The following is a 12,554-nucleotide window of genomic DNA, read 5'->3' as shown; positions in this document are numbered from 1 at the left end:
TTGGCGGTGTCCCATTCGCGCGAACCGGGCTTTTCCATCGGGATCGAGGAAGAATTCTGGCTGGTGGACCGCGAAAGTCGCGATCTGGCGACGGACCCGGCAGCGGATTTTCTGAAAGACTGCAAGGATGAACTGGGCGATCAGGTATCAAGCGAGTTCATGCGATGCCAGGTCGAAACCGGCACCAAGGTTTGCAACAGTGCGGCCGAGGCGCGTGACCAGTTAACGCATATGCGCAGCACGGTTGCCGATATTGCCGCACGTTATGACATGGCGTTGCTGGCGGCATCGACCCATCCGTTTGCGCAATGGGACAGCCAGAAACACACCGAGGGTGAGCGTTACAGCACGATTGCGCGTGACCTTCGCACGGTTGTTGATCGGCTTCTGATTTGCGGCATGCATGTGCATGTCGGGATTGAGGATGACGATCTGCGGATCGAGCTGATGGCGCAGGCGAGTTATTTTTTGCCGCATCTTCTGGCCCTGACGACCAGTTCGCCATTCTGGCGGGGGCGCGATACCGGGCTTCAGACCTTCCGGCTTTCGGTGTTTGACAATTTGCCACGTACCGGGTTGCCCGAAGTGTTTGGATCGTGGGCGGAATATCGTCGCCATGTCGATATGCTGATCCAGGCCGGGGTGATCGAGGATGGCACCAAGCTTTGGTGGGATTTGAGGCCCAGCGACCGTTGGCCGACGCTTGAAATGCGGATTGCCGATGTTTGCACCGATCTGGAAGATGCGATCTGTGTTGCATCGATCACGCGATGCCTGATGCGGATGCTGTATCGCCTGCGGCGTAATAACCAGCGGTGGCGGATTTATTCGAACATGCTGGTGCGTGAAAACCGCTGGCGGGCGTGCCGGTATGGCAGTGACGTCGGGGATAAAACCGGGCTGATCGATTTTGGCCGGGCGGAGATTGTGCCCTATGCCGATCTGCTTGAAGAAATCATCGAGCTGATCCGCCCGGATGCCGAGCATTTTGGCTGTGTCGCGGAAGTCGAACATGCGCGCACCATTATCAAACGCGGCACAAGCGCACGCCGCCAGCGCGAGATTTATACCGATGCGGTGGAAAAGGGTGCCAGCCCGCGCGATGCGTTGCTTGCGGTGGCCGATCACCTGATTGCGCATACGGTGCCCGGCGAAAAATCGGCAGTTTGAAAGCCGTCTGAAATTTGCCGGGCGAACGGGTCTTGTCATGGCAAAGCGCATTGAGTATCGTCGCGCCGCATTGAAATTCAGCGCACCGGTTTCCGCTGCGCAAACATGATCGGAGAATATCAGGAATGACCGAAGTCGGTGGAATCGCAGCCGATCAGCTTGCGAGCTATGTCGAACGCATCGAACGCCTTGAAGAAGAAAAAGCCAACCTGATGGCTGATATCAAGGAAGTTTACGGTGAAGCCAAGGCGCTTGGTTACGACGTGAAAATCCTGCGCCAGATTATCCGTCTGCGCAAAATGGAAGACCACGAACGCACCGAACAGGAAGAAATCCTTGAGGTTTACAAACGTGCGCTTGGCATGAGCTAAGCCCGTTTGTCAGGAGTGTCGCGCCAAGATGCAAAGCCCGCTTTCGAGCGGGCTTTTGTTTTTGTATCCTGTGGCGATGAATGACCGCAATCGCCCCCAAATCACAAGCGAAGTCACAGAAGGCGTTTGCCGTCTTTTGTATCATCACCGCATGGCGTGCCTGACCGAGCTTAGGCTTGGCAACGGGCGGAGGCTTGATGTGCTGGCCCTTGGGGAAAAGGGTGATCTTTGGGCCATTGAGGTCAAATCATCGGTCGAGGATTTTCGCGTTGATCAGAAGTGGGAAAGCTATCTTGATTATTGCGACCGGTTTTTCTTTGCCGTGCCGATGGAATTTCCGCGCGACCTGATCCCGGTTGATGTCGGATTGATCGTTGCCGACCGGTTTGAGGCGGCCATTGTGCGCCCCGCGCCGGAGCCGGATCAGAAACTGTCAGCAGCGCGCAGAAAGAAATTACTGATTTCATTCGGAAGGACGGCAGCAGGCCGGATGACTCCGGAAGCGGACAGTGAAATCTTCGTTCTGTAAAGTATGAAAAACTAAATTAGAAAACAGTATAAATCTGTGAATGTATAAGTCTTTGTTATGTAATACTTATACGATACCCCGATAGGGAATGGATACCTTAGGGTAGTATTTCTTGTCTCATTTTTGAACTAATATCCTAACAAACATGTCACTTGGTTGCGCTAGTGGTCGCTGACTACACTCTGCCGCGCGGTCAGGTGATAGAAGAAAATATCCCTGGAAACGATCAAGATCGGTTTATGCCGCGGAAACCTGTATGACGGGGTGCATTTTTGCGCGCCTGTCGGATCGTGGGGGTACGATGGCGGGGATGGGACGTGCTGCGAGAGCGGCTGCAAGCCTTGGGCTTGTATCGGGGGATGGCATCGGGGCGCGGGGGCGTTGCATCCGGTATGCCGATCCGAACTTTATCCGGTGCGGGGCTGCACACCTGTCTGTGGCTATCCACGCCCGGCATGTCTTCAGATTTTCAATAAAAACAAACAATCGGCATTTGCCGCGCACGCATTTCGCATCTGGCGGAATGGGGCCGGAGGATGATCGTTGTGTTGCCAATGACGTGGTTAAGGGACATCGCAAAAACAAGGGTGACGCCATAGTCACCACCTTCCGGGAAACTGTTGGGGCAGTTGCCTGATATCCTTGTAGTTACAATTGGTTAGAACGTTACAGAATGAAAACTTTCGTCAATCTGAATATTGGTACCAAATTGGCGGTCCTGCCGCTGATCGGGGTTATCGCCATTGCCATTGTGGGCGTCATCGGGGGACGCGCGATTGTATCACTTAGCAACGGTCTGGAATTTGCCGTTTCGGAGGCCTATCCGGAGGTTCGCGATATCGGCAATATCGACCGTAATGTCACCAAGGTTCATCAGACGGTTTATCGCCTGCTGTCGTGGTCGGCGGCAGGCGTTGACGAAGACCGCATGAGCAGCGTGAATGCGGAATTGCAGTCGCAGATTACGGCGGCGCGCGATGCCTTTACCCAGATGCTGGGTGATCAGAATCTGCCGGGGCCGGAACGCGAGATTGCGGAAGGCGCGGCCAAGCTTTACGAAGATTACCTTGCCAAAATCGATCAGGTTCTGGGGATGCTTGATATCGAGTATACCGGGGCGCTGAGTTTTTCGTGGTCGGCACAGTCGGATTACGAAAGCCTGATGACGACATTGGCGGAGCTTCGTGAAACGGCGGAAAACCGCATGGATGTTGCCAGTTCGGATGCGATGGCAGCCGGCATGGCAGCCCAGAACCAGACAATCATTGCATCGGTTGTCGCCGTGCTTGCGATGGTGTTGATCAGTTTTGCCATCACACGGGTGATTGGTGTGCCGGTCAAGCGGTTGACGGCGACCATGCGGGAACTTGCCGATGGGAGGGCCGATATCGACGTGCCCTTTACCGGACGGACCGATGAAATGGGCAGCATGGCAGGCGCGGTTGAAATCTTCCGCCAGAATGCAGAAAGTTTGCAGGAAGCCGAGCGCAAACGCATAGAAGACGAAGCCAAGGCGGCCGAGGAAAAACGCCATATTATGCAGGAACTTGCCGCCGAGATCGAAACATCGGTGCAGGGAACGGCAACTGCGGTCAGTGCTGCAATCGAGGAAATCGGTGCATCGGCCAGTGCGATGTTGACCAATGCCGAACGCACCGATCAGCAAAGCGAGAATGCCTATGATGCATCGGGTAAATCAAGCCGCAATATGGGCGAGATTTCAGAGGCTGCCAACAGCCTTGCGGCCGCCATTTCCCAGATCAGCAATGAAATCCAGGAAAGTAGCCGACGCGCACAGGCCGCAAGCGAGCAGGCACTGGATGCGGATGCCAAAATCCGCAAGCTTGAAGAAGCCAGTGTCCGGATCGAGGATGTGGCGGCATTGATTGGCAATATTGCCGAACAGACCAATCTTTTAGCACTTAACGCGACGATTGAATCGGCCCGTGCCGGGGATGCCGGAAAGGGCTTTGCCGTTGTAGCCAACGAGGTCAAGAACCTTGCCAGCCAGACGGCACGGTCGACCGAGGAAATCGCATCCGAAATCGCCAATGTCCGCACCGAAACCGTTCTTGCGGTCGAGGCGATCCAGACGATTGTTGCCAGCGTCAATGACGTCAACGGTATCCTTAAAGCCATTGCCGACGCGGTGCTGGAGCAGGGGACGGCCACCGGCCAGATCAGCAACAGCATTTCGGAAGCCGCCGGTTACGCCGAAACCGTTTCAGGCGGGATTGGCGATGTGCGTGAAATCGCCCGTGCCACACGCGAGTCAGCCGATTCCGTCGGGCAGGCAACCGGTGAACTTGGCCGTCAGATGACCGGTCTGAGTTCATCCGTGGACGGGCTTGTCGCCCGTTTGCGGGCGGTCTGATCCATTTTCCATTTTTCTTCCAACAGGTTCATCAAAGGGGATTACCTGATGAAAACACTTATGCGTCTTTTTGTATCTGCCATGACCGCACTTTGCCTGACCACCGGCCTTGCACAGGCCCAGGACAAGGCGGCAACCGCACAGGGGCTGGTTGATAAGGCCATCGCACTTTATGACGAAGTTGGCCAGGATCAGTCCTTTGCCACCTTCAACGACAAGGACGGCGAATATGTTTTTGACGAGTATTATGTGATTGTTGCCGACGGCGAAAAGGGCACGTTCCTGACCCATGCGATCAATCCGAAGCTGATCAACAATCCGAAAATCTGGGACCTTCAGGATGTGAACAGCAATTTCATCATTCGTGACATGGTGGAAACCGGCAAGACGAACCCGGATGGTGGTTGGTCCAACTATACCTGGACCCACCCGGAAACCAAGAAACTTGCCGAAAAGAAAACCTGGGTAAAGCCGCATGACGGCAAAATCTTCATGGTCGGTTATTACGAATAACGGATCGTCGAATCCCGTGATTACAGAAGGTCGCCAAATTGGCGGCCTTCTTCGTTTTGTAATGTGGCAATCACGGAAGTATACTTTTTCCTGTGACGGTCATCACACAAATAGTGAAATAAAAGTTACGAAGCATTTTACTGGTATAGATATTTGGGTTTTCACACTATTCGATGGTCTATATTTGTTCCAAACTTTCATAAGTTTGATGTCGAATGGTAAATTATCTTAAATATTGAATAGGTTATAATGCTTCTCAGCTTCAGAGGCTCGCGCAAGACGGGCTGATATCTCCTGGGTGGAAGCGCTGGCAACTGCGGCGTTATTCCAACGCAGCGTTCGGGTGTTCAGTCGTTTAACGACAAATGAGTGGGAGATAGCTGTGAGAAAAATCAAGCGGGCAATCTTTTTGTCCGGCGGTGGACCTGCCGTCGGATTAAGTATCGGGGTTCTGAAACGACTTCAGCAGGAACCTGATATCACGTTCGATATCTGGTCATCTGCCTGCATCGGTGCGTGGCTTTCGGTGGCCTGGCATCAGGCGGACGAGGGACAGGAACTTGATCAAACCATCGGGTTCTTCCGCAAGATATTCCGCCCGGCAAGCGTTTATGAACGCTTTCCGATTGCATCGGCCTTTGCGCCGGATTTCTTTTCCGATTTCGCCAACCGGCTTTCCTATTTCTTTAATCCGGGCAGCTATCAGGGGCTGATCGTCCCCGAAGCCATCGGTGAGGCCGCCGAGCATGTCCGCCATTTCATGGGCAATCCGAAATACTGGACACCCCATAACCTTAACGATGTGCTGTTGAACGGTATTCTGGCGGTCAATCCGCTGTCGCGCTTTATGGTCGGTGCGATGTACCAGACCAAGACCAAGGGATTGGCGAAAATCTATTCGCCAGACAGCATGTTTCTGGATCGGCTTGATTTCGACCGGTTGTATCAGCCTGATAAACCGGCTCTGTTCCATAACGCCTATAACCTGACACAGCAGCGGTTAGAGCTGTTTACCAACAAGCCCGATCATTACAATCTGCCGCAGATGAATGCGCAGACGCTGTGTGCCTGTTCGGCCCTGCCGTTTATCGAGGAACCGGTTGAAATAAACGGCGATACCTATTGCGAGGGGGCGACGGTTGATACGGTCAATTTCTTTGATTTCCTGCGCCATCATCCCGATGTCGAGGAAGTCTGGGTCAGCCGTATTCTGGACCTTAAGCAGGTGCGTCAGCCGGAAAATCTTTATGACGCGCTTAACAACCTGATCATGCTGTTTGCCGCATCGGCAAGCGAGGATGCCGTCAAGGCCTTCAAACGTGAAGTCGCCGAAAGCGGGCGGAAGATCGACATCATCGAAATCCCGGTTTCGCCGCATATCAATTACGACTGGACGTGGGAGAACCTTGATCGCGGGATTGACGATGGCTATCAGGCGACCGATGACATGATTGCCAGTTACCGCAGTCGGCAGATTCGCGAACATCCGGTGCGTGATCTGCGCCGTCGGGCGGCACGGGTTCTGCCCGATCTGCATTTCCCGCTGGGCGGGCCACGGCCGCGACTGGCGTAACATCAACATAAAAAAAGGGGCCGCTGATCATGCGGCCCCTTTGTTTTCTGGCAGATTTTGCCAAGCGGATTATTCCGCGGCTTTCAGATGTTCCGGCGGGTTGCGGAACTGTTCAAGCAGTTCGGCCTCGCGGGTTTTGACCTTGTCGATATTGCCATCCTTGATATGGCCATAACCCCGGATCTGTTCGGGCAGGGCCAGAAGGGCGTTGGCAATCCGGGCATTGTCATGGTTAAGGCCAGTGATGACCTCGTCCACCAGTGCCTCGTAATCGGCAATCAATTGACGTTCCATTTTGCGTTCATGGGTACGACCGAACGGATCGAGTGCCGTGCCGCGCAGGAATTTGAATTTCGCAAGAATGCCAAAGGCATTCATCATCCAGGGGCCAAAGGCCTGCTTTTTCAGGTGGCCGGTTTCCGGGTCCCTGTCGGCAAGGGCCGGTGGGGCCAGATGGAACCGGATTTTGTAATCGCCGGTGAAGTTCTTGGCGAGTTTGGCCCTGAAGGCCGGATCGGTATAAAGACGGGCGACTTCATACTCGTCCTTGTAGGCGAGCAGTTTGAAGTAATATTTCGCCACCGTCCGGGCCAGATCATCACCCCCATCAAGGCGTTTTTCCGCCGCCGCAACCCTGTCGACCAGTGCGGCAAACCGGTTGGCGTAGGCCGCGTTCTGATAATCGGTCAGGAAGGCTTTGCGTTTGGCGATGATATCCGAAAGCGTGGTGGCAATCGGGTGTGCCTCGGTCTCGTTCGGACCGATGACATCAAGCACGCGTTTCGGATCATGGGCAAACAGGCGGCCCCAATAGAAGGACTGCTTGTTCATATCAATCGCGACACCGTTCAGATCAATCGCCTGCATCAGGGCTTCTTCGGTGATCGGGATCAGGCCGCGCTGCCATGCGACACCAAGCATGAACAGGTTGGTGGCAATCGAATTGCCCATCAGGCGGGTGGCGATATCGCTGCCTTCGACAAAGTTCACCGCATCAGCACCGCATGCATCGGAAATGACCTTCATATGTTCGTTCGATTTCAACTGGAAATCGGGGTTGCGGGTGAAGGCACCGGTGACGGTTTCGTGGGTGTTGATGACCGCCTGGGTAAAGTTGCGGCGCATCTTGGCAAGGCCTTCGAAGCTTGCCGCGACCAGAAGATCACAGCCCAGCACCACATTGGCTTCGCCCGCCGGAATGCGTGCGGCATGGAGTTTTTCCTGCGTATCGGCAAAGCGGATATGACTTACAACCGCACCGCCCTTTTGCGCCAACCCCGCCATATCAAGACCGACAATGCCCTTGCCCTCGATATGGGCGGCCATTCCAAGCAGGGCACCGATGGTAACGACACCCGTGCCACCAACACCCGTGATCAGAACTGACCACGGATCGGTGATATCGGGCAGGGTCGGACGCGGCAGGCTGGCAAAGATGGCATCGCCCGCATTACCGCTTTTGGCGGCGGCTTCGGGTTTGCGCAGCGATCCGCCTTCGATGGTGACAAAGCTTGGGCAGAAGCCATTCAGGCAGGAAAAATCCTTGTTACAGGCCGACTGGTCAATGGCGCGTTTGCGGCCAAATTCGGTTTCGACCGGCACGACGGCCAAGCAGTTGGATTTTTCACCACAATCGCCACAACCCTCGCAGACCAGATCATTGATGAAGACGCGTTTGGGTGGATCGACCATCAGTTTGCGTTTGCGGCGGCGGCGTTTTTCAGCCGCACAGGTCTGATCAAAGATCAGGATGGTCACACCTTCGATTTCGCGCAGTTCTTTCTGGGTATTGTCCAGTTCGTCGCGGTGGCGGATATCGACACCGTCGGCGAAATGCGATGCGACCGGATATTTATAGGGTTCATCGGACAGAACGATGATGCGTTTAACGCCTTCATCGGCCATCTGGCGGGTGATCTGCGGTACGGTCAGCGGACCGTCAACCGGTTGGCCCCCAGTCATGGCAACCGCATCGTTAAACAGGATTTTATAGGTGATGTTGACACCGGCCGCGACGGCGGCGCGCACCGCAAGCGACCCGGAGTGGTAATAGGTGCCGTCACCGAGATTCTGGAAAACGTGCTTTGTGTTGGTAAAGGGGGCCTGCCCGATCCAGGTGACACCTTCGCCGCCCATATGGGTAAAGGTTTCGGTTGAACGGTCCATCCAGTTGACCATGTAATGGCACCCGATCCCGGCCATGGCACGGCTGCCTTCGGGGACCTTGGTGGAGCTGTTATGCGGGCAACCCGGGCAGAACCACGGAATGCGGGCAACATCCGGGCGCGGTTCGGCGATTTCGCGTTCTTTCTGTTCCAGCCAGTCGATGCGTTCGTGGATTTTCGGGCTGTCATAGAAACGTTTGATGCGTTCTGCCAGGACAACGGCGATGCGCGCCGGGGTCAGTTCATCCATCGAGGGCAGAATCCATTCGCCCTTTTCATCGAATTTGCCGATCACGGTCGGGCGGACATCTTCGCGCCAGTTATAAAGCTGTTCCTTGACCTGGTTTTCCATCACCGCGCGTTTTTCCTCAACGACGATGATTTCCTCAAGGCCCATGGCAAATTCGCGCACATCGTCGCGATTGAGCGGCCAGCTCATGCCGACTTTCAGCACGCGAATGCCGATTTTTGCGGCATCGGCTTCGGATATGCCAAGGTCATCGAATGCCTGCATGACATCGAGATAGGCCTTGCCGGTGGTGATGATGCCAAGCCGTGCATTCGGGCTGTCGATCACGGTTTTGTTCAGCTTGTTGGCGCGCGCATAGGCAAGGGCGGCATAGAGTTTGTATTTCATCAGGCGGTGTTCCTGATCCTTTGGCGTGTCGGGCCAACGGATATGGAGCCCGCCTTCGGGCATGGCAAAATTATCGGGGATGATCGGCGTGATGCGATCCGGTGCGACATCGACGGCAGCCGAACTTTCAACCGTTTCGGCGATGGTTTTCATCGCAACCCAGCAACCGGAATAGCGGCTCATGGCCCAGCCATGAATCCCGAAATCAAGGATATCCTGAACCCCGGACGGGTTCAGAACCGGGATTTGCGCATCGATAAAGGCATATTCGGTCTGATGGGGCAGGGTGGATGATTTGCAGGAATGGTCATCGCCGGCCAGAACCAGAACGCCGCCATGTTTTGACGTGCCGGCATAGTTGGCGTGTTTGAAAACATCACCTGAGCGGTCAACACCCGGCCCCTTGCCGTACCACATGCCAAAGACGCCATCATATTTGGCGTCCTTGTACATATTGACCTGCTGGCTGCCCCAGACGACGGTGGCGGCAAGGTCTTCGTTCACACCGGCCTGAAATTCGATCTGCTGTCTGGTCAGGAATTTTTTGGCGCGCCAAAGCTGCTGATCAAGGCCGCCCAGTGGTGACCCGCGATAACCGGAAATACATCCGGCAGTGTTCAGGCCTGCGCGCGCGTCAAGCTGGCGCTGCATCAGGGGCAATCGAACCAACGCCTGAATACCGGTCAAATAGACCCGGCCTTCTTCAAGCGTATATTTGTCATCAAGGCTAATTGCCGCCAATTGTGCCATGACCAGTCTCCCTCGGGATCTCTCTCTGATTGCGGGGTCGTGTGGGCCAGTTGCGCTGCTTTTATTGATATAAGTTTACGCGCAGCTTTTTGGTATGGCCCGTAAAATTCTCTTTGCTGTCATTGGCGTTCCGGCTTTGGCGTTTGGTCGGGACGGATCGCTGTCTGACGGAATAATGGTAATGAATGCTGACCTTTTTTCAAATCAACTCGCATTGCAATGTGCAAAACGCCTGATTGCACTGGTTGACGTTGGGTCAACTTGATATTTACTTATTCCGGTACCGATTTGCGCGCAATTTTATTGCGGGCGTGCTGCGGTGCGAAATTGCCGATGTGATCGAGTCTATCCTCGGCAACATCAAAGTCGGGTGTTAAGGTCGGCGCGGGTTTTGGGTGCTTTAGGGTCAAGGCCCTGAGAGTTGGAGCATGAAATGGATCAACGTGTATCGCTGATTACACTTGGCGTGGCCGACCTTGACCGGTCGCGGCGTTTTTACGAGGACGGGCTTGGCTGGAAAGTCACCCAGATGGTCGAGGGACAGGTGGTTTTCTATCAGTTGTCCAACGGGCTGGCGCTTGGCCTGTTTGGCCGGGCGGACCTGATCAAGGACGGGCAGTTTGATGATGATACCGGTGCCCGTTTTGCTGGTCTGACGATTGCCTATAACGCACGTGACGAGGCCGAAGTCGATGCAGTGATGGCAGAGGCAAAGAAAGCCGGTGCCGCCATCCAGAAACCGGCGGAAAAGGTGTTCTGGGGCGGGTATTCGGGATATTTCCGCGATCCGGACGGGCATGCCTGGGAAGTGGCGTATAACCCGTTCTGGGAACTGGATGCCAATGGCAACCTGACGATCCCGCAGCCGGAATGATTTTTGACTGCGCCACTAAAAAAGGCCCTGCTGATAATCGGCAGGGCCTTTTGTTTTAGCCGGTTTTATCTTTGCGCAGATGGGTCAGGAAATAGATCAGCCCACCGGCCAGCAATCCCCAGAAGGCCCCAGCAACCCCGAAAAAGGATAGACCGGCGGCGGTGACAAGGAAGGTTACGGCGGCGGCTTCGCGCGCGTCATCATCCTTGAAGGCGGCAACCACCGATCCGGAAAATGCCCCGATCAGGGCGAGGCCCGCGACCGCTTCGATCAGGATCGAGGGAGCCAGACTGACAAAGGCGGTGACAAGCCCGGCCAGCAATCCGAACAGGATGTAAAACACCCCGCCAAAGGCCGCGGCCCAATACCGTTTTTTCGGATCGGGATGGGCATCCTCGCCTGCACACAGGGCGGCAATGATCGCGGCAAGGTTGACGGCGTGTCCGCCAAAGGGGGCGGCAAGTAACGAGAAAAAGCCGGTCACGGCAAAAAGCGGGCCGGGCGGGGTATCATAGTTATTGGCGCGCAAAACTGCCGTGCCGGGAATGTTTTGTGATGCCATGGTGACGATAAACAAAGGCAGGGCAATACCCACCAGACCGGCCAGTGTGAATTCCGGCATGACGAATTCGACCGGCGGCACGATGGCCCCGCCAAGACTGCCAAGCGTGTTTTCGGGGAAGTCCACGCCGACCACCATGACAATGATGAAGGCCAGCAAGGCGGCAGGCACGGCAAACAGGCGATTAATCCGCCCGACCACCAGCCAGGCAATGACAATCGGCAGGCCCAGAAGTGGATTGAACGCAACCGCCTTGATCGGTGCCAGACACAGACCCAGCAACACACCAGCCAGCATGGCATTGGCAAGCGGGGCGGGAATGGCGGCAACCGCACGGCCCAACGGCTTCCAGATGCCGCAGATGATGATCAGGATCGCGCAAATGATAAACGCCCCGACGGCCACGGCAAAACCGCCGTCAATTGCACCGGACGTTGCCAGCAATGCCGCACCGGGGGTGGACCATGCGATGCTGATCGGCATGCGGGTACGCAATGACAGATAGATCGAGCACAGCCCCATGGCGACCGATAGCGCCATCAGGCCCGATGCCGCCTGATCGGGCGTTGCGCCAACGGCACCAAGCCCCTGAAGAACGACAGCAAAGGAACTGGCCGATCCGACAAAGGCAGCAAGAATGCCCATGAACAGATTTTGGGGCGAGATATCGCGCAGCATGGTGGCTCCGTCAAACAGGTAAAACGGATGGATGGGAAATGCGGTGGCAGAGCGGGTGAATTTAGTGGGATCGTGCGATACAGACCAGAAAAAAGAAAGCCCCACAGGCATTTGCCGGGGGCTTCTTTTGTCGACGGTTATTCAGGGCAGGTGGTCACAGCATATCGCGCTTGGTGTGCGGGTTTGCCACCTCGTGGGTGCCGATCAGTTTGGCCTGATGCCGGGCAAGGATGTCTTTGGCGCGGGTTTCCTTTGTTTCGTCGGGTGTCTGTACCCAAAGCAGCAACCCGCCATGATCCAGTTCGTCCTGCAATTCACCGGAATATCGTTTGCCGATCATGGCCGCGACCACACCGCC

At 55.4% G+C, this 12,554-nt stretch carries 10 protein-coding genes and 1 pseudogene; 8 read left to right on the top strand and 3 right to left on the bottom strand.

Features of this window, described 5'->3' with window-relative positions:
- From TH5_RS19635 to TH5_RS19605, 7 genes are all read left to right on the top strand, one after another.
- On the top strand, positions 1-1,170 hold the full coding sequence (locus tag TH5_RS19635) for a carboxylate-amine ligase (protein ID WP_114123285.1): 1,170 nt from the start codon (positions 1-3) through the stop codon (positions 1,168-1,170).
- Positions 1,171-1,295: 125 nt separating this feature from the next.
- Positions 1,296-1,541 carry a DUF2312 domain-containing protein gene (locus TH5_RS19630; RefSeq protein WP_007090950.1) on the top strand — a complete coding sequence of 82 codons (246 nt, stop codon included), beginning with the start codon at positions 1,296-1,298 and terminating at the stop codon, positions 1,539-1,541.
- A gap of 28 nt (positions 1,542-1,569) precedes the next feature.
- Entirely contained in the window at positions 1,570-2,070 is a 501-nt protein-coding gene (locus tag TH5_RS19625) for an MmcB family DNA repair protein (protein WP_244204983.1), read from the top strand.
- 256 nt (positions 2,071-2,326) lie between these two features.
- On the top strand, positions 2,327-2,707 hold the full coding sequence (locus TH5_RS19620; protein ID WP_114123284.1) for a hypothetical protein: 381 nt from the start codon (positions 2,327-2,329) through the stop codon (positions 2,705-2,707).
- A gap of 36 nt (positions 2,708-2,743) precedes the next feature.
- Entirely contained in the window at positions 2,744-4,444 is a 1,701-nt protein-coding gene (locus TH5_RS19615) for a methyl-accepting chemotaxis protein (protein WP_114123283.1), read from the top strand.
- 48 nt (positions 4,445-4,492) lie between these two features.
- Positions 4,493-4,957 (top strand): cache domain-containing protein, encoded by a 465-nt coding sequence (locus TH5_RS19610; protein ID WP_062952502.1) that lies wholly within the window; start codon positions 4,493-4,495, stop codon positions 4,955-4,957.
- A gap of 382 nt (positions 4,958-5,339) precedes the next feature.
- Positions 5,340-6,530, top strand: a complete 1,191-nt coding sequence (locus tag TH5_RS19605) for a patatin-like phospholipase family protein (RefSeq protein WP_114123282.1) — start codon at positions 5,340-5,342, stop codon at positions 6,528-6,530.
- Positions 6,531-6,599: 69 nt separating this feature from the next.
- Here the strand turns inward: TH5_RS19605 and TH5_RS19600 are convergent, their stop codons facing one another.
- Positions 6,600-10,082: an indolepyruvate ferredoxin oxidoreductase family protein gene (locus TH5_RS19600; RefSeq protein ID WP_114123281.1), complete on the bottom strand. Its 3,483-nt coding sequence runs from the start codon at positions 10,080-10,082 to the stop codon at positions 6,600-6,602.
- A 433-nt stretch (positions 10,083-10,515) separates the two neighbouring features.
- Here TH5_RS19600 and TH5_RS19595 point away from each other — a divergent pair, with 433 nt between their 5' ends.
- Positions 10,516-10,956, top strand: a complete 441-nt coding sequence (locus TH5_RS19595; protein ID WP_114123280.1) for a VOC family protein — start codon at positions 10,516-10,518, stop codon at positions 10,954-10,956.
- Positions 10,957-11,011: 55 nt separating this feature from the next.
- On the opposite strand, the gene TH5_RS19590 is transcribed toward TH5_RS19595, so the two are convergent.
- Positions 11,012-12,301: a benzoate/H(+) symporter BenE family transporter gene (locus tag TH5_RS19590; protein WP_385968060.1), complete on the bottom strand. Its 1,290-nt coding sequence runs from the start codon at positions 12,299-12,301 to the stop codon at positions 11,012-11,014.
- Between the two features lie 49 nt (positions 12,302-12,350).
- Positions 12,351-12,554, bottom strand: a pseudogene (locus tag TH5_RS25670) (hypothetical protein); the annotation flags it as partial.

The sequence above is a fragment of the Thalassospira xianhensis MCCC 1A02616 genome (genome assembly GCF_003326475.1).
GTDB classification, from domain to species: domain Bacteria; phylum Pseudomonadota; class Alphaproteobacteria; order Rhodospirillales; family Thalassospiraceae; genus Thalassospira; species Thalassospira xianhensis.
The sequence above is the reverse complement of the archived record's forward strand: the minus strand, read 5'-3'. Positions and strand labels throughout refer to the sequence as shown.